Source organism: Nocardioides sp. dk884 (assembly GCF_009557055.1).
Classification (GTDB): domain Bacteria; phylum Actinomycetota; class Actinomycetes; order Propionibacteriales; family Nocardioidaceae; genus Nocardioides.
Window position 1 is genome coordinate 1,646,142 of sequence record NZ_CP045649.1, and the last position, 25,636, is coordinate 1,671,777.

The following is a 25,636-nucleotide window of genomic DNA, read 5'->3' on the forward strand; positions in this document are numbered from 1 at the left end:
CTGCTCACGACTCGACGTTAATACGTTCCGTCGGCCCCGGCAGCGCCTGGGTTGGACGGTGTGCGGCGTGCGGCGTACGCTGGCGGTTGCGCCAGAGGTCTGCCTGCGTCCCGGACGGAGTGGACACTCGCTCGCTATCACTGCTTCCGCTCGGGAGCGACTCTCGATCGGTAGCGAAACCGGCCTTCGCGCGTGCCCGCACGACTTTCTGCCCACCAAGGAAATACTTCCCTTATGACGAGCACCATCTCCGCTCTTCCGGACTACGACGCGCCTCAGGTCGCGATCAACGACATCGGGTCCGAAGAGGACTTCCTCGCCGCCATCGACGCGACGATCAAGTACTTCAACGACGGCGACATCGTCTCCGGCACCATCGTCAAGGTCGACCGCGACGAGGTCCTGCTTGACATCGGCTACAAGACCGAGGGCGTCATCCCCTCGCGCGAGTTGTCGATCAAGCACGACGTCGACCCGTCCGAGGTCGTCTCGGTCGGTGACGAGGTCGAGGCCCTGGTCCTCCAGAAGGAGGACAAGGAAGGCCGCCTGATCCTGTCCAAGAAGCGCGCTCAGTACGAGCGTGCCTGGGGCACCATCGAGAAGGTCAAGGAGGAGGACGGCGTCGTCGAGGGCACCGTCATCGAGGTCGTCAAGGGCGGCCTCATCCTCGACATCGGCCTGCGCGGCTTCCTGCCCGCCTCCCTGGTGGAGATGCGTCGCGTCCGCGACCTCCAGCCCTACGTGGGTCAGACCCTCGAGGCCAAGATCATCGAGCTCGACAAGAACCGCAACAACGTGGTCCTGTCGCGCCGTGCCTGGCTCGAGCAGACCCAGTCCGAGGTTCGCCACGGCTTCCTGACCCAGCTGCAGAAGGGTCAGATCCGCAAGGGTGTCGTCTCCTCGATCGTCAACTTCGGTGCGTTCGTGGACCTCGGCGGCGTCGACGGCCTCGTGCACGTCTCCGAGCTGTCGTGGAAGCACATCGACCACCCCTCCGAGGTCGTCGCCGTGGGCGACGAGGTCACCGTCGAGGTCCTCGACGTGGACATGGAGCGCGAGCGGGTCTCCCTGTCGCTCAAGGCGACGCAGGAGGACCCGTGGCAACACTTCGCCCGGACCCACCAGATCGGCCAGATCGTGCCGGGCAAGGTCACCAAGCTGGTGCCCTTCGGCTCGTTCGTCCGTGTCGAGGAGGGCATCGAGGGCCTGGTCCACATCTCCGAGCTGGCCGAGCGCCACGTGGAGATCCCGGAGCAGGTCGTCCAGGTCAACGACGACGTCATGGTCAAGATCATCGACATCGACCTCGAGCGTCGTCGGATCTCGCTGTCGCTGAAGCAGGCCAACGAGACCGCTGCGGCGAGCGACGTCGAGGAGTTCGACCCGACGCTGTACGGCATGCCGGCGACCTACGACGAGCAGGGCAACTACGTCTACCCCGAGGGCTTCGACCCGGAGACCGGCGAGTGGCTCGAGGGCTTCGAGGACCAGCGCGCCGTCTGGGAGGACCAGTACGCCAAGGCGCACGCCCGCTGGGAGGCCCACGTCAAGCAGCAGGCCGAGGCCCGCAAGGCCGAGGCCGAGGCTGGCGAGGCCACCTCGTACTCCTCCTCGGCCGAGGTCGAGACCAGCGAGGAGACCGGTGGCGGCTCGCTCGCCTCGGACGAGGCGCTGCAGGCTCTCCGCGAGAAGCTCACCGGCGGCGGCAACTGATCCGCTGAAGGACTTCTCCACCAGCTGAACCACCGAGGCCCGGTCACCGCGAGGTGACCGGGCCTCGGTGCGTCCCGGGCCGTGCGAGGAGCGGGTTCAGCAGGCGAAGCGGCGGCGGTACTGCTGGGGGCTCAGGCCGCGCGCACGGGTGAGGTGCAGGCGCAGGTTCGCGGCGTTGCCGAAGCCCACGTCGGCGGCGATCCGGTCGATGGTGTGATCGGTGCGCTCGAGCAGCTGCTCGGCGCGCAGCACCCGCTGGGCGGTCACCCAGGCGTGCGGGGTCGCGCCGACCTCGGCGCGGAAGCGGCGCGCGAACGTGCGCGGCGACATCAGCGTGCGGTGCGCGAGCGTGGCGACATCGAGCTCGAGGTGCAGGTTGTCCAGGGCCCACTGCTGCAGGGCGCCGAAGGTCTCCTCGCGCAGGTCGGGCACGGGGCGCTCGATGAACTGCGCCTGGCCGCCGTCGCGCTGCGGCGGCACCACCATGCGCCGCGCGATGGTGGCGGCCACCGCCGAGCCGTGCTCCTGGCGCCAGATGTGCAGGGAGGCGTCGATGCTGGCGGCGGTCCCGGCGCTGGTCACGACCCGGCCGGAGTCGACGTGGAGGACCTCGGGCACGACGCGAGCGCGGGGGAATCGCCGGGAGAGCTCCTCGGTGTAGCGCCAGTGGGTCGTGCACTCGCGGTCGTCGAGGAGCCCGGCCTCGCCGAGCACGAAGGCGCCGGTGCACATCGACATCAGCCGGGCGCCGCGGTCGTGAGCAGTCCGCAGTGCCTCGAGGACGGGCGGCGGGACGCTCTGGGCGAGCCCCTCGGTCGGCAGCGCCACCACCAGGTCGGCCCGGGTCACCCGCTCGAGGTCGTGGTCGACGCTGATCGTGAACCCCGCGCCGGTGCGGACCGGACCGGGGACGGCCGCGCACAGGGCGAAGTCCAGCACCGGCAGCCCGTCGTCGCTGCGGTCGCTGCCGAAGGCCTCGCAGGCGACCCCGAGCTCGAAGGCCGTGATGCCGTCGTAGGTGATCACGGCCACGTTGGTGAGCATCGATCCAGCATGCCACGCGGTTGGCAGGAAATCGATGGGCATAGACAGGTCTGCCACTCGTGGCAGGATCACGACGAGCGAAGGATTGCTGCCATGACCTTCGTGATCCTTCTTCTCGTCCTCGCGGCGGTGCTCCTCGGAGGCACGCTGCGTCTGCTCGCGCGAGACAGCCGCGGCCCGGCCGCGCCGCCGTCCTCGCACGTCCAGGACCCGCAGTTCCGGGCGCCGGGGGCGCGCTGACCCCCTCCCGTCGGCGAGCCTTGGTCCGGTGAGCATGATCGGTCCATGACGACCCGGTTGCTGCTCCTGGCCGACACCCACCTGCCGCGACGGGCGCGTGCCCTGCCCGAGCAGGTGTGGGCGGAGGTCGACCGCGCCGACGTCGTGGTCCACGCCGGCGACTGGGTCGACGTCTCGCTCCTCGACGACCTCGAGGCCCGGGCGCGGCGGTTGGTCGGGGTCTACGGCAACAACGACCACGGGGTGCTGCGCGAGCGGCTGCCGGAGGTCGCGCGCGCGGAGATCGACGGCGTGCGCCTCGGCGTCGTGCACGAGACCGGCTCCGCCGCGGGCCGCGAGGAGCGCTGCAGCGCGGCGTACGACGACCTCGACGTGCTGGTCTTCGGCCACTCCCACATCCCGTGGGACACCACGACCGCCACCGGCCTGCGACTGCTCAACCCCGGGTCCCCGACCGACCGGCGCCGCCAGCCGCACTGCACCTACATGACGGCGCTCGCCGGCGCCGGCGAGCTGCGCGAGGTGACGCTGCACCGACTGCCCCCGCGCGGTTGAGCCGACGCGCTCACTCCGCGAGCAGTCCGGCCCCGCGGCGCGCGTAGAGGTCGAGCACGACCTGGCGGTCGATGACGCCGCAGCGCTGCGCCCACTCGTCGTACGCCGCGGCGAGGTCGGCGACGAGCTCCGGGTGCTCGCCGGCGAGGTCGGAGAGCTCGGTGCGGTCGGTGACCATGTCGTAGAGCTCCCAGTCCTGGGCGTGCTTGCGCACCAGCTTCCAGCGTCCGCGCCGCGCGCCCGAGTTGCCCTCGTGCTCCCAGGTCAGCAATCGCTGGTCGTCGGTGGCGTCGTCGATCAGCGTCGGCAGCAGGCTGGAGCCCTCGGGCGGGTGCACCTCGCGGCCGGCCGCCGCGCGGTCGTAGTCGGCCCCGCTGACCTCGAGTAGCGTCGCCATGATGTCGGTCAGCTGGTGGGGCTGGTGGCGCAGGCGGGCCTTGGTGCCGAGCTCGGCCGGCCAGTGGACCACGAGCGGGGTGGCGATGCCGCCCTCGTGGATCCAGTGCTTGTACTCGCGGAACGGGGTGTTGGAGAGGTTGGCCCAGGATCGGCCGTAGGTGGCGTAGCTGTCCTCGCCGCCCGGTCGGATGCTCGGGTCGTTGCCCGGACGCACCGGCTCGCCGGCGCGGGTGGTGTCGTCGAAGCTGACGTAGGTGGTCACGAACTCCTGGGCGCTCTCCAGCGGCATCTCCTCGGCGCACCCGCCGTTGTCGGAGAGGAACAGGAACAGCGTGTCCTCCAGGGCGTCCTGCTCGCGCAGCTGGGCCACGATCCGCCCGACCCCCTGGTCGACCCGGTCGACCTGCGCGGCGTACACCGCCATCCGCAGTGCCTCCCACTCCTTGTCCTCGACCTGGCTCCAGGCCGGCACCCGCGGGTCACGGTCGCTCAGCGGCCAGTCGGGGGCGATGATCCCGGACTTCACCAGCCGCTCCAGGCGCTGCTCGCGCAGCTCGTCCCAGCCGGCGTCGAAGCGCCCGGCGTACGACGCGATGTCCTCCGGACGCGCGTGCAGCGGCCAGTGCGGCGCGGTGTAGGCGGTGTAGAGGAAGAACGGGGCGTCGGCGTGCTCGGCGTGGTGCTGGCGCAGGAACTCGACCGCGTGGTCGGTGATCGCGTCGGTGTAGTAGAAATCCGGGTCCGCGAGCGCCTCGTCGTCGATGGTGGTCTCGTCGCGGGTGAGGGTGCGCGGGCGGAAGAAGCTGCCGGCGCCCTCGAGGGTGCCGTAGAAGGCATCGAAGCCGCGCCGGGTGGGCCAGCTCGCGGCGGGGGTGTGGATGTCGCCGGAGAGGTGCCACTTGCCCGCGATGTAGCTGCGGTAGCCCGCGGTGCCGAGCGCCTCGGCGAGGGTGACGTTGCGGTCGTTGAGCGTGCCGGGGTAGCCCTCGGGGGAGTCGTCGTAGTTGAGGATGCCGATCCCGGTCTGGTGCGGGTGCAGGCCGGTCATCAGCGACGCGCGCGAGGGGCTGCAGCGCGCCGTGTTGTAGAACTGCGTCAGCCGCACCCCCGACTCCGCCAGCGCGTCGATGTGGGGTGTGCGGATCTCGCCTCCGTAGCACCCGATGTCGGAGAAGCCCATGTCGTCCACGAGGACGATCACGACATGGGGGCGGCGGGCGGTGCGCTGCGGCATGGGGGCTCTTCTCTGCTCGGCGGTCTCGGGTGCTCGGTGGTCCGTACGGCGCGCCGTGGCGGTGGACGCGGCCGCGGTCCGTGTTTAATGTGCACAATACCGATGGAGTTAATGAATCAGAGAAAGTTGGACGCCGTGAAGTCATCCCTCACCCGTTTCCTCGCCGCGGCGGCGGTCCTGCCGGCGGTGGCGGCCATCGCCTCGTGCGGCTCCGACGGCGCCAGCGCCGACGGTGGCGACGCGGAGATCGTGATCGCGCGCGGCGCCGGCGTCAACGGCGCGGCGATCGAGACGCTCGTCGGCGAGTTCGAGGAGGAGACCGGGGTCGAGGTCGACACCGTCGAGCTCAGTGACACCGACTACGGGCCCAAGATGCGGCTGATCCAGCAGACCGGGCGCTCCGACTTCGACCTCGCGATCGCGATCCCCGGCGACATCTTCCCGCTCACCGACACCGACGGGGTCTACGCGCCGCTCGACACCGCGGGCTTCGACCCCGAGGGCCTCGCCGCGCTCGAGGAGGCCGGATTGGTCGAGGACAACCACCTGGTCAACCAGGACATCACGCCGCTGACGGTGTACAGCAACGAGTTCGCGGACAACCCGCCGAACACCTGGGCGGACTTCTTCGACCTCGAGAAGTACCCCGGCTACCGCGGCCTGCAGTCCGGCGGCTTCGGCGTCCCGATCAACATCGAGATCGCACTGCTCGCCGACGGCGTCGCGCCCGCCGACCTCTACCCGCTCGACCTGGACCGGGCGTTCGCCAAGCTCGACACGATCAAGGACGACATCACCTTGTGGGACGCGGCTCCCAAGTCGCTCCAGGACGTGCTGGACGGGAACACGACGATGACCTTCACCTACTCCCCGGCGGCCCTGGGCGCGGTCAAGGACGGCGCGGACGTGGGCGTCACCCTCTTCGAGGACGCGCCGATCGTGCGCGGCTATGCGGCGCTGCTGGAGAAGGGCCCGAACGGCCCGGACGCCGGGCAGCAGTTCCTCGACTGGTGGAGCAAGCCCGAGGTGCAGGCGAGGTACGCCGAGCTGACCAACTTCGGCATCGTGCTGCCCTCGACGGCGGTCTATGAGCGCCTGGACCGCAAGGACCTGGCCTATGCGCCGTTCGTGGAGGGCCAGGAGCAGGGCTCGCTGCTCGACTACGACTACTACACCGAGACCAACGACGCCGACGTCAGCAACCTCGACGAGGTCCTCAACCGCTGGAACGAGTGGCGCGCTTCGTGACGGTCCTCGCCCCGCGTGCCCGGCAGGTGCCGGGGGTGCGGCGGGTGCGGCGGGTGCCCTCGCTCGCCAGCCCCGCCCTGCTCGCCCTCCCGGCCGTCGCGTTCGTCGTGGTCTTCGCGGTGTTCCCGCTCGCCGACTTCGCCTGGCGCAGCATCCGCGTCGACGGCTCCTTCACCCTCGCCCACTACCGCGAGATCGCGGAGAGCAGCTACTTCGGCGACGTCCTGGTGCGCACGGTCCTCACCAGCATGGGCGTGACCGCGTGCTGCGTGGTGCTGGGCTACCCGCTCGCGGTGCTGCTGCACCGCGCCCGCGGTCGCACCAAGATCCTGCTCGCCGCCCTGGTGGTGCTGCCCTACCTCACCTCGGTGCTGGTGCGCGTCTTCGCGTGGTCGGCGCTGCTCGGGCTGCGCGGCCCGGTGAACCGGGTGCTGGTCGCCCTCGGCGTCTTCGAGGAGCCCCAGCAGCTCGGGCACAGTCTCACCGGGGCGGTCATCGGGCTGGTCCACGTGCTGATGCCGATCGCGGTGCTGACGATGTGGGCGACCATGTCGCGCATCGCGCCGGGGCACGAGGTCACCGCCGGTGCGCTGGGCGCCTCGCCGGTGCGGGTCTTCACGAGCGTGTACTGGCCGCTGTCGCGACCCGGCGTCGCCGCGGGCGCGCTCCTGGTCTACGTGCTGGCGCTGGGCGCCTACGTCATCCCGGTGGCGCTGGGCGCGACCAACGGGCTGCTGTTCGCCCAGGTCGTGGCCGACCAGGCCACCGTCGCGCTGAACTGGCCGCTGGCCGGCGCGATGACCGTGGCGATGCTGCTGGCCGGCGTCGCCCCGCTGGTGGTGGTGCGGCTGGTGCTGCGCCGGCGCCGCGACCCCTACCCGGCCCGCCAGCGGCTCGCCTTGCGGTTCGTGCTGCCGGTGCTCGAGCTGGTGCCCGCGCCGGTGTGGCGGGTGCTCGCGCGGGTCCTGGCCCTGCTGGTGCTGGCCTTCCTGGTGATCCCCGAGCTCGTCGTGGTGGTGTTCTCCGTCGGCCCCACCAACCGGCTCTCGCTGCCGCCGGACTCGCTGACCCTCGACGGCTACCGGGCCTTCTTCGACGACCCGCTGTGGACCACGCCGATGTCGCGCTCGTTCGCGTTCGCCGCCGCCGACGGGGTGCTCGCGCTGGTGCTCGGCGGGCTCGCGGCGTACGGCCTGGTGAGGGCGGGGGGACGGGCGCTGACCCTCGGCCTGGGCCTGCTGGTCTTCCCGCTTGCCCTGCCCGAGATCGTGCCCGCGCTCAGCTTCTACGTCTTCGCCAACCGTTTCGGGCTGTCGGGGACGTCGTCGGGCGTGGTGATCGGGCAGGCGGTCACCGCGATCAGCCTGGCCGTGGTGATCATCGCGGCGGTGGTGCGCAACATCGACCTCGACCTCGAGCACGCCTCCCGGATGAGCGGCGCCTCGCGGCTGCGGACCCTCGCGCGGGTGGTCGTGCCGCTCGCGATGCCCGGGCTCCTCGTGGGTGGGCTGTACGCGTTCCTCAACGCCTTCGACAATCTCGTCCTGCCGCTGTTCGTGGCCGGGCTCAACACCACCGTGCCGGTGCGGATGTTCTCCCAGATGCAAGACACCCTCAGCTCCACGATCGCGGTCGTGGCCTCGCTGCTGATCGGGCTGCTGCTGGCGGCGACCGCGGTCGCGGTCGCGGTGATGTCGCGCGCCCCGGCCCGTATCGACCTCGCCGACGTGGCGAGCAGGAAGTGACGGACATGACGGTGACCACCTCCACCACCCCCGCACCCGACGCCACCGGGCGCGCGCCCGAGGCCGTCGGGCTGGACCGCGCGACCAAGCGGTACGGCGCCGTGGCCGCGCTCGACGGCGTCTCGCTGTCGGTCGGCGACGGCGAGTTCGTGACCCTGCTCGGGCCCAGCGGCAGCGGGAAGACGACCTGCCTGCAGATCATGGCCGGCATCACCCGACCCGACGACGGCACGGTGCGGATCGCGGGTCGCGACGTACGCCGGGTGCCGATGCACAAGCGCAACATCGGGATGGTCTTCCAGAGCTACGCGCTCTTCCCGCACCTCGACGTCGCGTCGAACGTGCTCTATCCGCTGCGCACGCGCGGGTGGTCGAAGGAGCGCGCGCTGCGGGCGATGCGCGAGGCGCTCGCGCTCGTGCGGCTGACCGGGTTCGAGGAGCGCCGTCCCGACCAGCTCAGCGGCGGGCAGCAGCAGCGGGTGGCGCTCGCGCGGGCGATCGTCTTCGAGCCGAGCGTGCTGCTGCTCGACGAGCCGCTGTCGGCGCTGGACCGGTTGCTGCGCGAGGAGATGCAGCTGGAGCTGCGCCGGGTGCACGAGCTCACCGGCATGGCGACGGTGTGCGTCACCCACGACCGCTCCGAGGCGCTGACGATGTCGGACCGGGTGGTGCTCCTCGACGGCGGCCGGATCGTCCAGGAGGGCACGCCGCGGGAGATGTACGACGACTCCGCGACGCTGTTCGCCGCGCAGTTCCTGGGGGAGGTGAACCGGTTCGCGATGACGTTGCGCGACGGGGTGCTGTCCGACGGCGCCCGGACGCTGCGCTCGACGCGTGCCGCCACGGTGCCCGAGGGCGACGTCGACGTGGCGTTCCGGGTCGAGAACGTGCGCCTGGAGCCCGCCGGGGACGAGCGGGGCGACGAGGCCTGGACGGGTGTCGTGCGCGACACGGTCTTCCTCGGCGAGGGGATGCGCTACGTCGTCGACCTCGGCGGCGGGTCGGTGGTCGCCCGGGTGGCGCGGGGCCTGGGCCCGGTCGCCTTCGTCGCGGGTGACCGGGTGCGGGTGCGGGTGGCGCCGAGCGAGGTGATGGTCTTCCCGGCCGCAGGGTGACGGCTGCTCGGCTGTCGCTGCGCGCCCGCTACCGTGACGCCATGCGAGTGGGACTCACCGGCGGGATCGCCTCGGGCAAGAGCACTGTCGCGGCGATGCTGGAGGAGCTCGGCGCGGTCATCATCGACGGCGACAAGCTCGCCCGCGAGGTGGTCGAGCGGGGCACGCCCGGGCTCGCCGCGGTCGTCGAGGCCTTCGGCGAGGAGCTGCTGACCCCGGAGGGCGACCTGGACCGGCCCGCGCTGGGCAAGGTCGTCTTCGGCGACGAGGCCAAGCGCCGGGTCCTCGAGGGGATCGTGCACCCGTTGGTCTTCGAGCGGTACGCCGCGCTCGAGGCAGCTGCCCCGCCGGACGCCCTGGTCGTGCATGACATCCCGCTGCTGGCCGAGTCCGGGCGCGCCGACACCTTCGACGCCGTACTCGTGGTGGACGTGCCGGTCGCGACCCAGCTCGAGCGGCTGGTCCGCGACCGGGGCATGGACCCTGCCGACGCCGAGGCACGCATCGCCGCGCAGGCGACGCGCGAGCAGCGCCTCGCCATCGCCACCCACGTGCTGGACAACACCGGCACCCGCGAGCAGCTGCGCGACCGGGTGCACGAGGTGGTCGCGGAGCTCCGCGGCGCGGCGGACCGGCTGTAACGCGGGGTTGTTGCCGCTCCACACGCGTCGTACGACGTGCGAAGCGTCGACACTCCGTGGGAAGAGCCCGCGGCCGCACCACAAGCGCCGACTCGCGCAACCACAAGGGCCGACTCGGCGAGATGCACGAGAGCCCCCGCCGTGCGGGACGGCGAGGGCTCGGGTGCGAGAGGTGACGCGGGCGGGGTCAGGCCGCCAGGTCGGGGTCGGCGATGCGGCGCAGCTTCTGCAGCGCCTCCCGCTCGAGCTGGCGGACCCGCTCGGCGGAGATGCCGTGCTTGGTGCCGATGTCGGCGAGCTTGTGCTGGCGCCCGTCGACCAGGCCGTAGCGCGAGCGGATGATGTCGGCGGCACGGTCGTCGAGGTGACCGACCAGGCTGTTGAGCCGCTCGCGCGACTCCACGTCGAGGACGGTGAGGTCCGGGCCCGGCGAGGTCTCCTGGGCCATCAGGTCGCCCAGCGAGGTGTCGCCGTCCTCATCGACCGGGGAGTCGAGGCTGACGTGCTCGCGGCCCCAGGCCATCAGGTCCAGCACCCGCTCGACCTCCATGCCGAGCTCCTGGGCGATCTCGGCGGGCTCGGGGTCGCGGCCGAGCTGGCGCTCCAGGGTGCGGCGCGCGCCGCCGACCTGGTTGAGCTCCTCGACCACGTGCACGGGCAGGCGTACGACCCGGGCCTGCTGGGCGATCCCTCGCGTGATCGCCTGGCGCACCCACCAGGTCGCGTAGGTGGAGAACTTGTAGCCCTTGGTGTAGTCGAACTTCTCGACCGCCCGGATCAGGCCGGTGTTGCCCTCTTGGATCAGGTCGAGCATCGGCATCTGCGCGCGGCCGTACTTGCGGGCGATGGAGACCACGAGGCGCAGGTTGGCGGTGATGAAGGTGTCGACGGCGCGTCGCCCCTCCTCGGCCAGCCACTCCAGCTCCTCGCGGGAGGCCGACATGGGGGCACCACCCTTGCGGCGACCGACGCGGCCCTCGCGCAGCAGCTGCTCGGCCATCAGCCCGGCCTCGATCGTCTTGGAGAGCTCGACCTCGGCGGCGGCGTCGAGCAAGGGGTTGCGCGCGATCTCGTCGAGGTAGAGGCCGACGCTGTCGCGGCCCTCGATCTCGCGTGTCCCTGCCGTCGCGGTTCGTGTAGCCATGGGGGACCCTCCTCGCTTCTGTGGTCGCCGCGCGGTGCAGTGCCACAAGGTGAACAACGCTCCCTGTGTCCCGAGGATTCCCCGGTCAAACGTGGAGCCTTCACCCCTGAACGACGTCCGGGACGGGCGCCGAGTTGCGTCGCGGCCGAACTCTCAGGGACTTCTCAGGGCCCCCGCCCCCCGGATGGGGAGCGGGGCCCTGGGAGTGGTTCGGCGCCGCGGGCGACACGGATTGCTCAGCGGGTCGAGCGCGCTTCGTCTAGGAGGTGGGCGGCGTGCTGGCCAGGCCCATCCGGTCCAGGATCCAGGCCAGCGAGAACGCTCGGTCGTGCCAGGCCTTGTAGCGACCCGAGACGCCGCCGTGGCCGGCGCTCATCTCGGTGCGCAGCAGGATGTCGGGGCTCGCGGTGCGCTCGCGCAGCCGCGCGACCCACTTGGCCGGCTCGACGTAGAGCACCCGGGTGTCGTTGAGCGAGGTCTCGGCCAGGATCGGCGGGTAGTCCTGCGCGGTGACGTTGTCGTACGGCGCGTAGGCGGCGATCCACTCGTACGCCGCGGGGTCGTCCTCGGGGTTGCCCCACTCGTCGTACTCGGTCACGGTCAGCGGCAGCGTCGCGTCGAGCATGGTGGTGAGGTTGTCGACGAAGGGCACCTGGGCGACGATCCCCCCGAACAGCTCGGGGGCCTGGTTGGCGACCGCACCCATCAGCAGCCCGCCGGCGCTGCCGCCCTCGGCGATGAGGGTCTCCGGGGTGGACCAGCCGGTGCGGACGAGGTGGCGCGCGCAGGCGATGAAGTCGGAGAAGGTGTTCTGCTTGTGGGCGAGCTTGCCCTCGTCGTACCAGCGCCGGCCCATCTCGCCGCCGCCGCGCACGTGCGCGATCGCGAACGCCGCGCCGCGATCGAGCAGCGAGAGCCGCCCGATCGAGAAGTAGGGGTCCATCGAGGCCTCGTAGGCGCCGTAGCCGTAGAGCAGCGTCGGCACCGGCCCGGCGCCGCCGCCGACGTCCTCGCGCGCGCCGATGCGGCACACGATCGAGATCGGGATCCGCTCGCCGTCCTCGGCGGTGGCCCAGAGCCGGTGCTCCTCGTAGTCGGCCGGGTCGTAGCCGCCGAGCACCGGGGTGCGGCGCAGCAGGTGCAGCTCGCGGGTGCGCACGTCGTAGTCGTAGACCGACGGCGGCACCGCCATCGTGGTGTAGCCGAGGCGCACCACCGGCTGGTCGAAGGCCGGGTTGGACCCGGCGCCGACGGTGTAGACCGCCTGGTCGAAGCCGACGAGGTAGTCCTCGCCGAGCCCGCTGTCCGCGTCGCCGCCGTCGCCCGTGAGCTCGATGATGCGCAGCTGGGTCAGCCCGCCGCTGCGCTGGTGCACGACCAGGTGGCCGGCGAAGGCGTCGACGCCCTCCAGGCGCACCGACGGGTCGTGGGCGATGAGCGGGCGCCACTGCTCCGGCGGGGTCGGCGCGACCGGCGCCACCGCGATCTCGAAGTCGGGGCCGGTGCCGTTGTGGTGGACCAGGAAGACCTCCTCACCGCCGATGCGGGCGGGCTCGAGGGAGTACTCCAGGTCCTCGCGGCGCTCGGCGAAGACCTGCCAGGTCGCCGCGGGGTCGGTGGTGTCGAGGTAGTGGTACTCGCTGGTGGTCTTCGAGCCGAGGGCGATCATCAAGAACCGCGCGTCGCGGCTGCGCCCGATGCCGGTCCAGAAGCGGCCGTCGGTCTCGTGGAGCACGAGCTCGTCCTCGGACTGCGGGGTGCCGAGGCGGTGGCGCCAGACCTTGTCGGGACGCCAGCTCTCATCCACGGTGGAGTAGTAGGTGTCCAGGCCGTTGGGGTGCCAGGTGACGTTGCCGAGCACGCCGGTGAGCTCGTCGGGGAGCAGCTCGCCGGTGCTGAGGTCCTTGAAGCGCACGGTGTAGCGCTCGTCGCCGGCGGTGTCGACCGACCAGGCCAGCAGCCGGTCGTCGAGGCTGACCGCGGAGCCGCCCAGGGAGAAGAAGTCGTGGCCCTCGGCGAGCGCGTTGAGGTCGAGGAGCACCTCCTCGCCGGGCAGCGCCGGCTGGTCGGGGGCGCAGTCCTCGGCGGGGCGGGGCGGGGTCCAGTCGTCGGCGTCGCGCACCGGCACGCGGCAGCTCGCGCCGTACTCCTTGCCCTCGAAGGAGCGGCCGTAGTACCAGTAGCCGCGGTTGCGGGTCGGCACCGAGAGGTCGGTCTCGAGGGTGCGCGAGCGGATCTCCTCGAAGATCGAGGAGCGCAGGCCGGCCAGGTGGGCGGTGCGCTGCTCGGTCCAGGCGTTCTCGGCCTCGAGGTGCGCGATCACCTCGGGGGAGTCCTTGTCGCGCAGCCACTCGTAGTCGTCGACCCGGGTGTGCCCGTGGATCTCGCGGGTGGTGGGGCGGCGGGGGGCGAGCGGCGGCTGCGTGAGCGGCTCCGCGGCGGCGGAGGCGGGACTGTCGGACATGTCGGCGACGATAGCGTCGCCCCATGACACGACCGACCGTGGACCTCAACGCCGACCTCGGGGAGGAGGTCACCGACGACACCGCGCTGCTGGGGGTGGTGACCAGCGCCAACGTCGCCTGCGGCTATCACGCCGGGTCCGCGGCGATCATGCGCGCGGTCTGCGAGGAGGCGGCCGCGCGCGGCGTGAGCATCGGGGCCCAGGTCTCCTACGACGACCGGGCGAACTTCGGGCGGGTGGCGCGCGACGTCGCCGCCGACGTCTTGCGCGAGCAGGTCGCCGACCAGGTCGGCACGCTCGCGCAGATCGCCGCGGCCGCCGGGACGGCGGTGCGCTACGTCAAGCCGCACGGCGCGCTCTACCACCGCGCGATCATCGATGCCGAGCAGGCCGGCGCGGTGCTGGCGGGCTCCGGTGACCTGCCCGTGCTGGGGATGCCGGGGCACCTGCTCGACGGGGCCCGGGCGGCGGGTCGCCGGGTGCTGCACGAGGGCTTCCCCGACCGCGGATACGGCGCGGACGGCCGGCTGCTCCCGCGGGGGCTGCCCGGCGCGCTGCTCGAGGACGTCGCCGAGATCGCCGCCCAGGCGGTGCGGCTCGCCGGCCGGGTGGACTCGGTCTGCGTGCACGGCGACAGCCCCGGGGCGGTCGCCCACGCCCACGCCGTACGACGTGCGCTGGAGGAGTCCGGGCACGTGGTCGGCTCGTGGTGGACGGGGGAGCCGGGGGAGCCGGGTGGCTCCTGATCCGGCGGATTCCCGGGCGAGCACTCCCTTCCGCGGATGTGAGGATATATGATCTGGATCTCACCGACCTGAGGAGTTCTCGATGTCCCACATCGTCGTCACCGGCAGCACCAAGGGAGTCGGCAACGCCCTGGCCCGTGAGTTCCTCCGGCGGGGGCACAGCGTGGTCGTGACCGGCCGCGGCGCCGCGGCCGTCGACGAGGCGGCCGGCAAGCTCGCGCCGGAGGCCACCGGCGGGGCCCGCGTCCTGGGCCGCGCCACCGACGTCACGGACGTCGAGGAGGTCCAGGCGCTGTGGGACTTCGCGGCCGGCGAGCTCGGCCGGGTCGACCTGTGGGTCAACAACGCCGGCGTCGCGAACACAACCGCCGCCATCGTCGACACCACGCCGGCCGACGTCCGCGCGATGGTGAGCACCAACATGCTGGGCACGATCTTCGGCTCCCAGGTCGCGGTCCGCGGCATGCTCGCGCAGGGCGGCGGGCAGCTGTTCAACGTCCTCGGCGGCGGCAGCGACGGCAAGATCCGCCCGAACATGGGGGTCTACGCCGCCACCAAGCGCGGCCTGGACATGTTCACCCGCGCGCTGGTCAAGGAGACCAAGGACAGTGCCGTGCGGGTGGGTCAGGTGCGCCCCGGGATGCTGATCACCGAGGGCTGGCTGCGCGAGGCCGCGGTCGCGCCCGAGCAGGTCGCCAGCCAGCGCAAGATCCTCAACATCCTGTGCGACCACGTCGACGACGTCGCGCCCTACCTCGTCGAGAAGATGCTCGCCAGCACCCGCTCGGGCGAGGAGATCGCCTGGCTGACCAACGCGCGGATGATGCGCAAGTTCATGTCGCCCAAGCAGGACGTGCTCGCCCGCTACGGGCTGTAGGACGGTCGGGCCGCACCGGACGGCGTCGCGCTGCCAGACTGGGCGCATGCGATTCCGGGCGGTCGGCGAGCACGCGCTGCTCGTCGAGGTCGACGATGCGGGCAGCGCCCTGGCGCTCGCCACCTGGGCGCGGCACGCCGGCATCGAGGCGACCGACGTGGTGCCGGGTGCCGGCACCGTGCTGTTCGACGGCGTGGCCGCGGACCTGGCCCACGTGGCCGACCGGCTGGGCGCCTGGCCGGGTCCGGCTGACGCGCCGCCCGGCGCGCTCGTCGAGGTGGCGGTCACCTGGGACGGCGCCGACCTGGAGTGGGTCGCTGAGCAGTGGGGGACCGGCCCGGAGGGGGCGGTCGCCCGGCTGTGCGACCTCGAGCTGGTGTCGGCGTTCTGCGGCTTCGCGCCGGGCTTCGCCTACCTCGCGGGGCTGCCGGCGGACCTCGCCGTACCCCGGCTGGCGACGCCGCGGCCGCGGGTGCCGGCCGGGTCGGTGGCGCTGGCCGACACGTGGTGTGGCGTCTACCCCTCCGCCTCGCCGGGCGGCTGGCGGCTGCTCGGGCACACCGACGCGCCGCTCTGGGACGTCGACCGGGCCGAGCCGGCGCTGCTCGCGCCCGGCACCCGGGTGCGGTTCGTGAGCGCGTGAGCGCCGGCCTGCTGCACGTGCTGCGCGCCGGGACGCTGAGCACCGTGCAGGACCGCGGCCGGCCCGGGCTGGCGCACCTCGGCGTGCCCCGCGCCGGGGCACTGGACCAGCCGGCCGCCGCGCTGGCCAACCGGCTGGTCGGCAACCCTGAGGGCGCCGCGGTGCTCGAGGTGACCCTCGGAGGTCTGGAGGTCCTCGCCGACGTCGGACGCTGGGTGGCGGTCACCGGCGCCCCCGCGCCGCTGCGCATCGACGGCGTCGCCCGGGACCTGGCCCGCGCGACCTGGCTGGCGCCCGGGGCTCGGCTGCGCCTGGAGGCGCCGCCCTCGGGGGTGCGGTCCTACCTCGCGGTCGCCGGCGGGCTGGTTCCGGCGCCGGTGCTGGGGTCGCGCTCCACCGACGTCCTGGCCGGGGTCGGTCCGCCGCCGGTCCGCGACGGGGCGCGGCTGCCGCTCGGCGTACCGACCGGGTCGCCCGCTCCCCACGACACCCCGCGCCCGCCGGTGCCGGGGCCGCTGCGGCTGCGTCCCGGGCCCCGCGAGGACTGGTTCGCCGCCGAGGCGCTCGCGCGGCTCGCCGCGACGTCGTACGTCGTGCTGCCGGCGTCCAACCGGGTCGGGCTGCGCCTCGACGGCCCGCCGCTGCCGCGGGTGCGGCACGGGGAGCTGCCGAGCGAGGGGATGGTGCTCGGGGCGGTGCAGGTGCCACCGGACGGGCGCCCGGTGGTGTTCCTCGCCGATCACCCGCCCACCGGCGGCTACCCGGTCGTCGGGGTGGTCGCGCCCGAGGACCTCTGGCAGTGCGCGCAGCTGCGCCCGGGGGAGCGGGTGCGGTTCGCGCTCACGCCGGCGCGTCGTCGCCCGGGTCCTCCTCCGCCTCCGGGGCCGGCGGGGTCCAGGCGCTGAGCGCAGGGTCGTCGACGGCGTAGGAGCGCACGGGGCCGGGTGTGGTCTCGGCGGTCTCGAAGCGGACCGTCACCACGCCGCGCCCGGATCCCCACACCCACCCACGGCCCATCTCGGCGTGCACGACGTCCATGCCCGGGGACCAGGTGCCGCGGGAGTGCCGGGGCACCTCGACGTCGGCGAGCGCGGCCAGCTCGGCGTCCTCGGCGCCGCCGTCCTCGCCGGTCTCCCCGAACAGGTCCTCCTGCACCCAGTCGGCCAGGCCCGACACACCGACGCCGAGCAGCCGCACGCCGCCGGAGAGGTCGGTGGTGGCGATCAGCTCGCCCAGCAGCGCCCGGGCCATCCGCCCGATCATCGCGGCCTGATCGGTGGGGGAGGCGAGCGTGGTGGAGCGGTTGACGGTGGTGAAGTCGTGCAGGCGCACCTTGATGGTGACCGTGCGCCCGGACATCCCGGCCTTGCGCAGCCGCGCGGCGACCTCGCCGGCCTGCCGGGTGAGCAGGCCCTCCAGCAGCCGCCGCTCGGTCAGGTCGGTCTCGTAGGTGCCCTCGACGCTCACCGACTTGGCCTCGCGCTCGGGGACCACCGGCCGGTCGTCGATGGCCCGGGCCAGCTGGTGCAGGCCGCGGCCCTGGGAGCGGCCGACCAGCTGGACCAGCTCGTCGAGCTCGACGGACTCGAGGTCGGCGACGGTGTGGACGCCGCCGCGGCGCAGCCGCTCGACGGTGGCCGGGCCGACGCCGGGGATCACGCTCACGTGCATCGGGCGCAGCAGGTCGCGCTCGGTGCCGGGCTCGACGACCACCAGCCCGTCGGGCTTGTCGAGGTCGCTGGCCACCTTGGCGATGAACTTGGAGGTGCCGATGCCCACCGAGGCGGTGAGCCCGCCGGTGGCCTCGGTGACCCGGGCGCGCAGCTGCTCGGCGAAGTCGCGCACGGTGGCGACCTCGAGGTCGGGCAGGTCGGCCTGCTCCAGGTCCACGAACGCCTCGTCGAAGGACAGCGGCTCCACCAGCGGGCTGACCTCGCGCAGCAGCCGCATGACGATCGCGCTGCTCTCGCGGTAGGCGTGGAAGCGGCCCCCGAGGAACGCGGCGTGCGGACAGCGTGCGCGGGCCTCGCGGGTCGACATCGCCGAGCGCACGCCGTAGCGCCGGGCCTCGTAGGAGGCGGTGGAGACCACGCCGCGGCCGCCGACGCCCCCCACGACCACCGGCTTGCCGCGCAGCGAGGGCTTGTCGCGCTGCTCCACCGAGGCGAAGAACGCATCGAGGTCGAGGTGGAGCACGGAGGCGTGGACGCGCACCGCGGCACGGTATCTCCCGGCGCCGACGACGCGGGCCGCCGCCCGCCGCGGGCGGCACCTGCGAGCCGTTCACGACACACAGGGGCCGCTGCGGACCCGTTCGTCCCCAGGGCGTCGAGGAGGGGCGGCGGTCCGCCGGTGCGGGCGGGCAGCGTCGGGGCATGACCACACCTCCCGCCCCGCCACCCGTCCCCTCGCCCCTGCCGCCCGGCCCGCCGCCCGCTGCAGGGACTCCCATGCAGATCACCGCGCGCCGCCCCGAGGACCTGCTCGCCGTCGTGCCGGTCGTGCTCGGGTTCCACCCGTCGGAGTCGGTCGTGCTGCTGACCTTCGGCGCCCGCCGCCAGTTCCACGCCCGCATCGACCTGCCCCGCACCCCGGCGGAGATCGCCGCCACGGTCGAGGCCCTGCTCGCGCCGTCGGTGCGCGAGGAGGCGCAGGCCGTCGCCTTCGTGCTGTACGCCGGCGAGCGGACGGCGGCCGTCGCCCGCTGGGCGTCGCGGGCTCTGGTGCGCGGCTTCGAGCGGGCCGGCATCCGCGTCGTCGACGCGATCCGCACCGACGGCGAGTGCTGGTTCGCGCTGCTGCCCGGGCGCGACCCCGCACCCTCGCGCGGGGTGCGCTACGACGTCACCACGCACCCGATCAGCGCCCAGGCGGTCTTCGAGGGACGTGCCGTGCTCGCCTCGCGCAGCGCGGTGGCCGACACCCTGCGCCCCAACCCGGCCGGGTCCGCCCGGCTCGCCGAGGCGGTGCGGGAGGCGCGCGCTGCCGACCACGACACCGTCGCCACCGCGGTGGCCGCCGCGGCCCGCGAGGGCCACTGGTCCGACCCGGTCCTCGCCTCGGTGCTCCTCGGCCTGCGAGACCCGAAGGTGCGCGACGCCGCCTGGGGCTCGATGCGCCGGCCCGAGTCGCCGCAGCACGTCCGGCTGTGGGCCGACGCCGTACGCCGTGCGCCGGGGGAGCTGTGCTCCGGCGCGGCGGCGGTGCTGGCCTATGCCGCCTGGCTGGCCGGCGACGGGGCGCTCGCCTGGTGTGCGGTCGACCGGTGCCGCGAGCACGACCCGGGCAACTCGCTGGCCCGGCTGGTCGCCGACCTGCTCGAGCAGGCCGTGCCGCCCGCGGTCCTCGGCGAGCAGGCGTGAGGCGCCCGACGCGATGGGGCAGGACCCGATGACGCAGGACTCGACGGGGCTGCTCCTGGGTACTGCGCGTCCATGCTCACGCCGACCCGCCACCCGGCCGCCTAGGACCTGCCATGGGAGAGGAGGTCAAGGCCCAGGAGTTCACTCGCGGCGACCGGACCCGCTACCGCGAGAAGGTCCGGCGCAACCTCGACGTGTTCGCCCGCATGCTCCGCGAGGCGCGCTTCGACACCGACGACCCGATGACGGGCCTCGAGCTCGAGCTCAACCTCGTCGACAAGGCGGGGGACCCCGCGATGTGCAACGCCGAGGTGCTGGCCGAGATCGCCGACGAGGACTTCCAGACCGAGCTCGGACAGTTCAACGTCGAGATCAACCTCGCTCCGGCGCGGCTGCGCGAGGGCGGGCTGAGCGCCTTCGAGACCAACCTGCGCCGCAGCCTCAACGACGCCGAGGAGAAGTCGGCCCGCGTCGGCGCCCAGCTGGTCATGGTGGGGATCCTGCCGACCCTCGACGAGGGCCACATGAGCCGCTCCACGCTGAGCGGGAACCCGCGCTACCGGCTGCTCAGCGAGCAGATCCTGCACGCGCGCGGGGAGGACATCGAGATCGCGATCACCGGCGCGGAACGGCTGCGCACCACCACCGACTCGATCGTGCCCGAGGCCGCCTGCACCAGCACCCAGCTGCACGTGCAGACCTCACCCGACCAGTTCGCGGCGTACTGGAACGCTTCGCAGGTGGTCTCCTCGGTCCAGCTGGCGCTCGGCGCCAACTCGCCGTACCTCCTGGGCAAGGAGCTGTGGCGCGAGACCCGCATCCCGCTGTTCGAGCAGGCCACCGACACCCGCAGCGCCGAGCTCGAGGCGCAGGGAGTGCGGCCGCGGGTCTGGTTCGGGGAGCGGTGGATCACCTCGGTCTTCGACCTCTTCGAGGAGAACGTGCGCTACTTCCCGGCGCTGCTGCCGATCCTCGACGACCACGAGGACCCGCTGACGGTCCTGGAGGCCGGCGGCACGCCGTCGCTGGCGGAGCTGAAGCTGCACAACGGCACGATCTACCGCTGGAACCGACCGGTCTACGACATCGCCCACGGCGTTCCGCACCTGCGCGTGGAGAACCGCGTGCTCGCCGCCGGCCCGACGGTGGCCGACACGATGGCCAACGCGGCGTTCTACTTCGGCCTGGTCCGCTACCTCGCCGACCACGAGCGTCCGCTGTGGTCGCAGATGTCGTTCAGCGCCGCGGAGGAGAACTTCCACGTCGCGGCCCGCGACGGCATCGAGGCGCTGGTCTACTGGCCCGGCGTGGGGCAGGTCCGCGCCACCGAGCTGGTGCTGCGCAAGCTGCTGCCCCAGGCGCGCGCCGGCCTGGACGCCTGGGGCGTGCCGGGCGCGGAGTCCGACCGCCTGCTCGGGATCATCGAGCAGCGCTGCCTGACCGGGGTCAACGGCGCGGAGTGGTTCGTGGGGCGCATGCGCGACCGGGGCGAGGAGAACCGCTTCGACGCCCTGCGGGCCACGCTCCTGGAGTACCGCGAGCGGATGCACACCAACGAGCCCGTCCACACCTGGGACTGAGCCGCAGCCGCGGCGCGGCCTGGGGCTTCTCAGCGTCGGCGCAGCCGCACCCAGTGCTGGGCGGCGCCGCTGCGCGGGTCGCGCCACCCGTGCCGGTTCACCACGACCATCGTCAGAGGAGCGCCGCACTCGGCGTGCGCGGCCCAGGCCGCGGCCAGCCAGGCCATGTCGAGGTCCTGCAGGTCCAGCTCCCCGGGCCGGGTGAGCCAGACCAACGGATGCGGCTCGGCGGCGGGGCCGCGGTGGTGGCGCGCGAGCATCGCCGCGACGACGTCGGTGCGCAGCGAGTGGTCGCCGATGTCGGCGACGGGCACCACACCCTGCCGCCCGCCCGGGTGCCCGAGATGCAACAGCGCGGGGTAGATCCGGCGACGTTCGGTGCTCGCGTGGTCGAGCACCGCATGCCGCAGCCGGCGACGCAGCGGTGCGGGGACAGGGTCCCGCACCCCCGCCTCGGAGCAGGGCGAGGACGGCTCCGGCGACATGCCGGGAGCCTGCCGCACGCAGCCGCGGCGCGCCGGTGCCCTCCACAGGTGCTGTCCGGTCGAGTTGTTCGATAGCGTGACCACGCGGCGGCCGGTCGCAGGGATTTTCAGGAGGGGCCGATGGGAACCATCGTGGTGGGGTACGTGCCGAAGCCGGAGGGGGAGGCCGCGCTCGCGAAGGCGATCGAGGAGGCCCGCCTGCGGGGCAGCAAGCTCGTCGTCGTGAACTCCCACCGGGGCGGCAACGAGTTCGACACCACCACCGCGCGGCGTACCGAGCAGGAGATGGCCGACATCAAGAGCCGCCTCGACGCCGCGGGGCTCGAGCACGAGATCCGGCAGCTGGTGCGCGGCTTCGAGCCCGCCGACGACCTGATCAGCATCGCCGAGGCGACCTCGGCCGAGCTGATCGTGATCGGCCTGCGCCGCCGCTCCCCGGTCGGCAAGCTGATCCTCGGCAGCAACGCCCAGCGCGTCCTGCTCGACGCGCACTGCCCCGTGATGGCCGTCAAGGCCGATTCCTGACGCCCCGGCGTCGGGACAGCGCGGCACGGATGGATGACGTGCTCGCGGCTGCGCTCGCGCCCGTCCTGGCCGACGTCCGCGCGACCGGGGCCCCTGAGCCCCGCGTCGTGGCTTCGGACTGGACCGCGGACCCCGCGCTGCCAGCCGCGATGTTGTGGAGCGCCGACGGCAGCGGGGTCGGGATGTTCGTCCGCGCCGCTGAGATGCCGGCCGCGCGCGCGGTGCATGCCTCCGAGCAGGTGCAGGACTGGGTGCTGGAGGAGCTGCCCGGAGTTCACGCGGTCTGGCCGCCCTGCCCGGCGCACGCTGCCGCGCACTCGCTCTCGCCGGTGCTGGTCGACGGCGTCGCCCGGTGGGTCTGCGCGAGTGACCGGGTGGTCATCGCCGCGATCGGCGAGCTCGGCACCACCCGCGCGTCCTGATCCCCGAGTCGGCGCCAATGGCGGCGCGAGGCGCTGGCGGGAGGCGTCGAGACGGTCCACGGACGGGTACGGTGCCTACACCGTCGTCGCCGTCGAGGAGAGTCATGTCGCCACGTGCCTGTGCCCCCGTCCTGGTCGCGGTCTCGGCCCTGCTGCTCGCGGGCTGTGGCGGAGGTGGGACGGCTGACAGCAGCGACCGACCCACGCTGCGGATCAGCGCGATCCCGGACCAGGACCCCGCGGAGCTCACCGCACGCGAGGAGTCGCTGGCCGAGTACCTGTCCTCGACCCTGGACGTCGAGGTGGAGTACGTCCCCGTCACCGACTACGCCGCATCGGTCAGTCTCTTCCGCGCCGGTGACCTCGACCTGGTCTTCTACGGCGGGCTGACCGGCGTGCAGGCCCGCCTGCAGACCCCGGGCGCCACGCTGCTGGCCCAGCGCGACATCGACGCGGAGTTCCGCAGCGTCTTCATCGCCAACGCCGACGCCGGGATCGATCCCGTCGAGGACGTCGCCGGGCTCACGGCGTTCGAGGGCACGCGCTTCACGTTCGGCAGCGAGTCCTCCACCTCGGGTCGGCTGATGCCGGAGTACTTCCTCGGCGAGGCGGGCCTGGACACCGCGAGCGACTTCGCCGGCCGGCCCGGCTACTCCGGCTCCCACGACGCCACGATCGACCTGGTCGAGGCGGGCTCCTACGAGGGCGGCGTGCTCAACGTCCAAGTCTGGGAGGCCCGCAACGCCGCGGGCACCGTCGACCGCGACAAGGTCGTCGAGGTGTTCACGACCCCGATCTACAGCGACTACCACTGGCTGGGCGGTCCCGGGATCGACGACCGCCTCGGTGAGGGGTTCACCGACGAGCTCGGCGCGGCGCTGCTCGATCTCGACGGCTCGACGCCGCAGGAGGAGGACGTCCTCGAGAAGTACGGCGCGGGCGAGCTCGTCCCGACCGACGCGGAGAGCTACGACCGGATCGAGGAGATCGGCCGCCAGCTCGGACTCGTGTCCTGATGGCACCTCCCGCCGACCCCCGCGGCACCGGCGAGGTCGTCGTCGCGCTGCGCGGCGTGGGCGTCTCGTACGCCGGGCGCCCGGCGCTCGAGGGCGTCGACCTGGTGGTGCGCGCGGGGGAGCGGGTGGCGCTCGTTGGGCCGAGCGGCGCGGGCAAGTCCACCCTGCTGCGGCTGTGCACGGGCGCGGTGCGACCCGACGCAGGCGAGGTCGAGGTGCTGGGCCGGTCACTGGGTCGGCTCGGTGCGGCCGAGCTGGCCGCCGTACGACGCCGCGTCGGCACCATCCACCAGCACCTGCACCTGGTCGGTCGGCTCCGGGTGGTGCACAACGTCAACGCCGGACGTCTCGGTGGCTGGAGCACCTGGCAGGCGCTGTCCTCGCTGGTGCGACCGCGCGAGGTCGAGGTCGCCCGCGCTGCGCTGAGCCGCACCGGGATCGCCGACAAGCTGCTGGCCCGCACCGACGAGCTGTCCGGCGGGGAGCAGCAGCGGGTCGCGCTGGCGCGGGTGCTGGTGCAGGACCCCGACCTGGTGCTCGCCGACGAGCCGGTCTCCAGCCTCGACCCGGCGCGCGCCGATGAGGTGATGCACCTGCTGTGCGAGCGGGTCGCGTCCCCGCGGCGGGCGCTGATCGTGAGCCTGCACGACTTCGAGCTGGCCGCGCGGCGCTGCGACCGGGTCGTGGGTCTGCGTGCGGGCCGCGTGGTCTTCGACCGCCCGGCCGCGCAGGTCCACGAGCTGCGGGACGCGCTGTACTCCTTCGACCGCGAATGACCGACCTGCCCCGGATCGTCTCGCTGGAGGCGGCCGCCGCCCCCGCCGCGCCGCATGCGCCCCGCCCGCGTGTCCGGGTCTCGGGTCGCGCCTGGCTGCTGGGGTGGCTGGCGGTCCTCGGGTGGTCGCTGTGGAGCTTCCTGGGCGAGGACCACCGGGTGTTCAACACCGGCGGACTGCCCGCCATCGGGGAGTTCTGGGGGGCCGCGCTGCGCCCGGAGCTGTCCGGGTCGTTCCTCCGGGCGACCCTCGAGGCGTCCGCGACGACCGTGGCGTTCGGGGTGCTGGGGACGTTGTTGTCGGTCCTGATCGGGATCGTGCTCGCGCCCGTGCTGAGCCAGACCTGGTGGGCGCCGGCGTCCGCCTCCGGGCCGGCCCGGGTGGCGCGGGGCGCCGGGCTGCTGCTCTCCCGAGCCGCGGTCGCGCTGCCGCGCGGCGTGCACGAGGCCGTGTGGGGCCTGCTGCTGATCAGCGTGCTCGGCCGTGACCCGTTGGTCGGGGTGCTGGCCATCGCGATCCCGTTCGGGGCGATCACCGCCAAGGTCTACTCCGAGCTGCTGGACGAGACCGACCGGGCGCCGTACGAGCTGCTCCGGGAGGCCGGCGCCGGCCGGGTCGCCGCGCTGGCCTACGGGCTGCTCCCGTCGTTGCTGCCCGGCGCCACGTCGTACGCCTTCTACCGTTTCGAGTGCTCGATCCGGTCCGCGGTGATCCTCGGCATGATCGGCGCGGGAGGGCTGGGCCTGCAGCTCACCTTGGCCTTCCAGGGCCTGCAGTACGCCGAGATGTGGACCTCGATCTATGCGCTGGTGATCGTCGGGGCGCTCATCGACCGCTGGGGCGCGCACCTGCGCCGAGGGACCTCGCGGCGCCGCTGGTCGATCTCGGGGGCGTTCCTCGCGGTGCTCGTCGCCGTGTCGGTCTGGCACCTCGCCCCGGACCTGGAGCGGTGGTTCTCCGGGCGGACGGCGCAGCTGCTCTCCCGGCTGGTCGACGACCTGGTGCCGCCGAGCCTGCCCGCCGGCGGCTGGTCGGAGCTGGGGGCCGCCTCGGTGGAGACCCTGCAGATGTCGGTCGTCGCGATCAGCCTGGCCGCCGTCTCCGGGCTGCTGGTGGCCACCGTCGCGGCGCGCGGGGGCACCTCGTGGCCGCGTCGGGTGCTCGGCTGGGCGGCGCGTCAGCTGCTGCTCCTGACCCGCGCAGTACCGCCTCCGGTGTGGGCGCTGGTCGTGCTCTTCGTGGTCTTCCCCGGCCCGCTGCCGGGCGCGATCGCGCTGGGCATCTACACCTTCGGCATCCTCGGCCGGCTCTTCGCCGAGGTCGTCGAGGACCTCGACCAGCGCCCGCGCGACGCCCTGAGCGAGATCGGCGCGCCCCCGTGGGCGTCCTTCGCCTACGCCGTCGTCCCCGCCGCCCTGGGGCGGCTGATCTCCTACAGCCTGTACCGCTGGGAGGTCACCGCGCGGGAGACCGTCGTCGTGGGGGTGGTCGGCGCGGGTGGCCTCGGCGCCCTGCTCGAGCAGCAGCGCGCCGGCTTCGACTATCCGGCGATGAGCACCACGGTGCTCGCCCTGATCGCCGTGTGCCTCGTCGTGGACCTGCTCAGCCTCGCCGTCCGCACGACCACCCGCTGACCCGTCCGCGAATCGGCGCATACGGGCC

At 73.2% G+C, this 25,636-nt stretch carries 24 protein-coding genes; 18 read left to right on the forward strand and 6 right to left on the reverse strand.

Annotation, left to right across the window (positions count from 1 at the left end; translation table 11 throughout):
• Nucleotides 1-234: 234 nt before the first annotated feature.
• The gene (gene rpsA / locus GFH29_RS07990) at nucleotides 235-1,713 is read left to right on the forward strand and encodes a 30S ribosomal protein S1 (RefSeq protein ID WP_153322839.1); all 1,479 of its coding nucleotides are present in this window, start codon (nucleotides 235-237) and stop codon (nucleotides 1,711-1,713) included.
• 96 nt (nucleotides 1,714-1,809) lie between these two features.
• On the opposite strand, the gene GFH29_RS07995 is transcribed toward rpsA, so the two are convergent.
• Nucleotides 1,810-2,757 (reverse strand): helix-turn-helix domain-containing protein, encoded by a 948-nt coding sequence (locus tag GFH29_RS07995; protein WP_153322840.1) that lies wholly within the window; start codon nucleotides 2,755-2,757, stop codon nucleotides 1,810-1,812.
• 93 nt (nucleotides 2,758-2,850) lie between these two features.
• Between GFH29_RS07995 and GFH29_RS08000 the strand changes: the two genes are divergently transcribed.
• Together GFH29_RS08000 and GFH29_RS08005 are read left to right on the forward strand one after the other, a co-directional pair.
• The gene (locus GFH29_RS08000) at nucleotides 2,851-2,997 is read left to right on the forward strand and encodes a hypothetical protein (RefSeq protein ID WP_153322841.1); all 147 of its coding nucleotides are present in this window, start codon (nucleotides 2,851-2,853) and stop codon (nucleotides 2,995-2,997) included.
• Between the two features lie 45 nt (nucleotides 2,998-3,042).
• Entirely contained in the window at nucleotides 3,043-3,552 is a 510-nt protein-coding gene (locus GFH29_RS08005) for a metallophosphoesterase family protein (RefSeq protein WP_153322842.1), read from the forward strand.
• A gap of 10 nt (nucleotides 3,553-3,562) precedes the next feature.
• Here GFH29_RS08005 and GFH29_RS08010 read toward each other — a convergent pair whose 3' ends face one another.
• Complete coding sequence (locus GFH29_RS08010) at nucleotides 3,563-5,185, reverse strand: arylsulfatase (RefSeq protein ID WP_153322843.1); 1,623 nt, start codon at nucleotides 5,183-5,185, stop codon at nucleotides 3,563-3,565.
• Nucleotides 5,186-5,320: 135 nt separating this feature from the next.
• Here GFH29_RS08010 and GFH29_RS08015 point away from each other — a divergent pair, with 135 nt between their 5' ends.
• Genes GFH29_RS08015 through coaE form a run of 4 tightly spaced genes read left to right on the forward strand, consistent with a single transcriptional unit; the run spans nucleotide 5,321 to nucleotide 9,934 of the window.
• Entirely contained in the window at nucleotides 5,321-6,433 is a 1,113-nt protein-coding gene (locus GFH29_RS08015; RefSeq protein ID WP_194289001.1) for an extracellular solute-binding protein, read from the forward strand.
• The gene (locus GFH29_RS08020) at nucleotides 6,430-8,178 is read left to right on the forward strand and encodes an ABC transporter permease subunit (RefSeq protein ID WP_153322845.1); all 1,749 of its coding nucleotides are present in this window, start codon (nucleotides 6,430-6,432) and stop codon (nucleotides 8,176-8,178) included. The genes GFH29_RS08015 and GFH29_RS08020 overlap by 4 nt, the downstream gene beginning before the upstream one ends.
• A 5-nt stretch (nucleotides 8,179-8,183) precedes the next feature.
• On the forward strand, nucleotides 8,184-9,293 hold the full coding sequence (locus GFH29_RS08025; protein WP_153337496.1) for an ABC transporter ATP-binding protein: 1,110 nt from the start codon (nucleotides 8,184-8,186) through the stop codon (nucleotides 9,291-9,293).
• Nucleotides 9,294-9,334: 41 nt separating this feature from the next.
• Nucleotides 9,335-9,934 carry a dephospho-CoA kinase gene (coaE, locus tag GFH29_RS08030; protein WP_153322846.1) on the forward strand — a complete coding sequence of 200 codons (600 nt, stop codon included), beginning with the start codon at nucleotides 9,335-9,337 and terminating at the stop codon, nucleotides 9,932-9,934.
• A 187-nt stretch (nucleotides 9,935-10,121) separates the two neighbouring features.
• Here coaE and GFH29_RS08035 read toward each other — a convergent pair whose 3' ends face one another.
• Nucleotides 10,122-11,078: a sigma-70 family RNA polymerase sigma factor gene (locus tag GFH29_RS08035; RefSeq protein WP_153322847.1), complete on the reverse strand. Its 957-nt coding sequence runs from the start codon at nucleotides 11,076-11,078 to the stop codon at nucleotides 10,122-10,124.
• A 259-nt stretch (nucleotides 11,079-11,337) separates the two neighbouring features.
• Entirely contained in the window at nucleotides 11,338-13,542 is a 2,205-nt protein-coding gene (locus GFH29_RS08040) for a S9 family peptidase (protein WP_153322848.1), read from the reverse strand.
• Between the two features lie 23 nt (nucleotides 13,543-13,565).
• On the opposite strand from GFH29_RS08040, the gene GFH29_RS08045 reads away from it, so the two are divergent.
• The 4 genes from GFH29_RS08045 to GFH29_RS08060 all read left to right on the forward strand — a co-directional run bounded on the left by GFH29_RS08045 (nucleotide 13,566) and on the right by GFH29_RS08060 (nucleotide 16,713).
• Nucleotides 13,566-14,288 carry a 5-oxoprolinase subunit PxpA gene (locus tag GFH29_RS08045; RefSeq protein ID WP_153322849.1) on the forward strand — a complete coding sequence of 241 codons (723 nt, stop codon included), beginning with the start codon at nucleotides 13,566-13,568 and terminating at the stop codon, nucleotides 14,286-14,288.
• Nucleotides 14,289-14,370: 82 nt separating this feature from the next.
• Nucleotides 14,371-15,165 carry an SDR family oxidoreductase gene (locus GFH29_RS08050; protein ID WP_153322850.1) on the forward strand — a complete coding sequence of 265 codons (795 nt, stop codon included), beginning with the start codon at nucleotides 14,371-14,373 and terminating at the stop codon, nucleotides 15,163-15,165.
• Nucleotides 15,166-15,211: 46 nt separating this feature from the next.
• Nucleotides 15,212-15,808: a 5-oxoprolinase subunit B family protein gene (locus tag GFH29_RS08055; protein ID WP_153322851.1), complete on the forward strand. Its 597-nt coding sequence runs from the start codon at nucleotides 15,212-15,214 to the stop codon at nucleotides 15,806-15,808.
• Complete coding sequence (locus GFH29_RS08060) at nucleotides 15,805-16,713, forward strand: biotin-dependent carboxyltransferase family protein (protein WP_153322852.1); 909 nt, start codon at nucleotides 15,805-15,807, stop codon at nucleotides 16,711-16,713. Before GFH29_RS08055 ends, GFH29_RS08060 begins: the two co-directional genes overlap by 4 nt.
• Here the strand turns inward: GFH29_RS08060 and GFH29_RS08065 are convergent.
• Nucleotides 16,649-18,022: a DNA polymerase IV gene (locus GFH29_RS08065; RefSeq protein ID WP_153322853.1), complete on the reverse strand. Its 1,374-nt coding sequence runs from the start codon at nucleotides 18,020-18,022 to the stop codon at nucleotides 16,649-16,651. The genes GFH29_RS08060 and GFH29_RS08065 overlap by 65 nt on opposite strands.
• A 236-nt stretch (nucleotides 18,023-18,258) precedes the next feature.
• On the opposite strand from GFH29_RS08065, the gene GFH29_RS08070 reads away from it, so the two are divergent.
• Nucleotides 18,259-19,170, forward strand: coding sequence for a DUF4192 domain-containing protein (locus tag GFH29_RS08070; protein WP_194289000.1), 912 nt, complete (start codon nucleotides 18,259-18,261; stop codon nucleotides 19,168-19,170).
• A 113-nt stretch (nucleotides 19,171-19,283) separates the two neighbouring features.
• On the forward strand, nucleotides 19,284-20,750 hold the full coding sequence (locus GFH29_RS08075) for a glutamate--cysteine ligase (RefSeq protein ID WP_153322855.1): 1,467 nt from the start codon (nucleotides 19,284-19,286) through the stop codon (nucleotides 20,748-20,750).
• 29 nt (nucleotides 20,751-20,779) lie between these two features.
• On the opposite strand, the gene GFH29_RS08080 is transcribed toward GFH29_RS08075, so the two are convergent.
• Nucleotides 20,780-21,235 carry a hypothetical protein gene (locus GFH29_RS08080; RefSeq protein ID WP_153322856.1) on the reverse strand — a complete coding sequence of 152 codons (456 nt, stop codon included), beginning with the start codon at nucleotides 21,233-21,235 and terminating at the stop codon, nucleotides 20,780-20,782.
• A gap of 120 nt (nucleotides 21,236-21,355) precedes the next feature.
• On the opposite strand from GFH29_RS08080, the gene GFH29_RS08085 reads away from it, so the two are divergent.
• The 5 genes from GFH29_RS08085 (at nucleotide 21,356) to GFH29_RS08105 (ending at nucleotide 25,608) form a co-directional block, all read left to right on the forward strand.
• Nucleotides 21,356-21,760, forward strand: a complete 405-nt coding sequence (locus tag GFH29_RS08085; RefSeq protein ID WP_153322857.1) for a universal stress protein — start codon at nucleotides 21,356-21,358, stop codon at nucleotides 21,758-21,760.
• Nucleotides 21,761-21,789: 29 nt separating this feature from the next.
• A complete protein-coding gene (locus GFH29_RS08090; RefSeq protein ID WP_153322858.1) occupies nucleotides 21,790-22,182 on the forward strand; it encodes a hypothetical protein in 393 nt (130 codons plus the stop codon).
• A gap of 104 nt (nucleotides 22,183-22,286) precedes the next feature.
• Nucleotides 22,287-23,198, forward strand: a complete 912-nt coding sequence (locus GFH29_RS08095) for a putative selenate ABC transporter substrate-binding protein (protein WP_153322859.1) — start codon at nucleotides 22,287-22,289, stop codon at nucleotides 23,196-23,198.
• A complete protein-coding gene (locus GFH29_RS08100; RefSeq protein ID WP_153322860.1) occupies nucleotides 23,198-23,974 on the forward strand; it encodes a phosphonate ABC transporter ATP-binding protein in 777 nt (258 codons plus the stop codon). Before GFH29_RS08095 ends, GFH29_RS08100 begins: the two co-directional genes overlap by 1 nt.
• A complete protein-coding gene (locus GFH29_RS08105) occupies nucleotides 23,971-25,608 on the forward strand; it encodes a PhnE/PtxC family ABC transporter permease (protein ID WP_153322861.1) in 1,638 nt (545 codons plus the stop codon). The genes GFH29_RS08100 and GFH29_RS08105 overlap by 4 nt, the downstream gene beginning before the upstream one ends.
• The last annotated feature ends 28 nt before the right edge of the window (nucleotides 25,609-25,636 follow it).

What these genes read in the sequence shown, in the direction of transcription:
- rpsA (WP_153322839.1), top strand. Translation starts at nt 235, where the DNA reads ATGACGAGCACCATCTCCGCTCTTCCGGACTACGACGCGCCTCAGGTC.
- GFH29_RS07995 (WP_153322840.1), bottom strand. Translation starts at nt 2,757, where the DNA reads ATGCTCACCAACGTGGCCGTGATCACCTACGACGGCATCACGGCCTTC.
- GFH29_RS08000 (WP_153322841.1), top strand. Translation starts at nt 2,851, where the DNA reads ATGACCTTCGTGATCCTTCTTCTCGTCCTCGCGGCGGTGCTCCTCGGA.
- GFH29_RS08005 (WP_153322842.1), top strand. Translation starts at nt 3,043, where the DNA reads ATGACGACCCGGTTGCTGCTCCTGGCCGACACCCACCTGCCGCGACGG.
- GFH29_RS08010 (WP_153322843.1), bottom strand. Translation starts at nt 5,185, where the DNA reads ATGCCGCAGCGCACCGCCCGCCGCCCCCATGTCGTGATCGTCCTCGTG.
- GFH29_RS08025 (WP_153337496.1), top strand. Translation starts at nt 8,184, where the DNA reads ATGACGGTGACCACCTCCACCACCCCCGCACCCGACGCCACCGGGCGC.
- coaE (WP_153322846.1), top strand. Translation starts at nt 9,335, where the DNA reads ATGCGAGTGGGACTCACCGGCGGGATCGCCTCGGGCAAGAGCACTGTC.
- GFH29_RS08035 (WP_153322847.1), bottom strand. Translation starts at nt 11,078, where the DNA reads ATGGCTACACGAACCGCGACGGCAGGGACACGCGAGATCGAGGGCCGC.
- GFH29_RS08040 (WP_153322848.1), bottom strand. Translation starts at nt 13,542, where the DNA reads ATGTCCGACAGTCCCGCCTCCGCCGCCGCGGAGCCGCTCACGCAGCCG.
- GFH29_RS08045 (WP_153322849.1), top strand. Translation starts at nt 13,566, where the DNA reads ATGACACGACCGACCGTGGACCTCAACGCCGACCTCGGGGAGGAGGTC.
- GFH29_RS08050 (WP_153322850.1), top strand. Translation starts at nt 14,371, where the DNA reads ATGTCCCACATCGTCGTCACCGGCAGCACCAAGGGAGTCGGCAACGCC.
- GFH29_RS08055 (WP_153322851.1), top strand. Translation starts at nt 15,212, where the DNA reads ATGCGATTCCGGGCGGTCGGCGAGCACGCGCTGCTCGTCGAGGTCGAC.
- GFH29_RS08070 (WP_194289000.1), top strand. Translation starts at nt 18,259, where the DNA reads ATGCAGATCACCGCGCGCCGCCCCGAGGACCTGCTCGCCGTCGTGCCG.
- GFH29_RS08075 (WP_153322855.1), top strand. Translation starts at nt 19,284, where the DNA reads ATGGGAGAGGAGGTCAAGGCCCAGGAGTTCACTCGCGGCGACCGGACC.
- GFH29_RS08080 (WP_153322856.1), bottom strand. Translation starts at nt 21,235, where the DNA reads ATGTCGCCGGAGCCGTCCTCGCCCTGCTCCGAGGCGGGGGTGCGGGAC.
- GFH29_RS08085 (WP_153322857.1), top strand. Translation starts at nt 21,356, where the DNA reads ATGGGAACCATCGTGGTGGGGTACGTGCCGAAGCCGGAGGGGGAGGCC.
- GFH29_RS08090 (WP_153322858.1), top strand. Translation starts at nt 21,790, where the DNA reads ATGGATGACGTGCTCGCGGCTGCGCTCGCGCCCGTCCTGGCCGACGTC.
- GFH29_RS08095 (WP_153322859.1), top strand. Translation starts at nt 22,287, where the DNA reads ATGTCGCCACGTGCCTGTGCCCCCGTCCTGGTCGCGGTCTCGGCCCTG.
- GFH29_RS08100 (WP_153322860.1), top strand. Translation starts at nt 23,198, where the DNA reads ATGGCACCTCCCGCCGACCCCCGCGGCACCGGCGAGGTCGTCGTCGCG.
- GFH29_RS08105 (WP_153322861.1), top strand. Translation starts at nt 23,971, where the DNA reads ATGACCGACCTGCCCCGGATCGTCTCGCTGGAGGCGGCCGCCGCCCCC.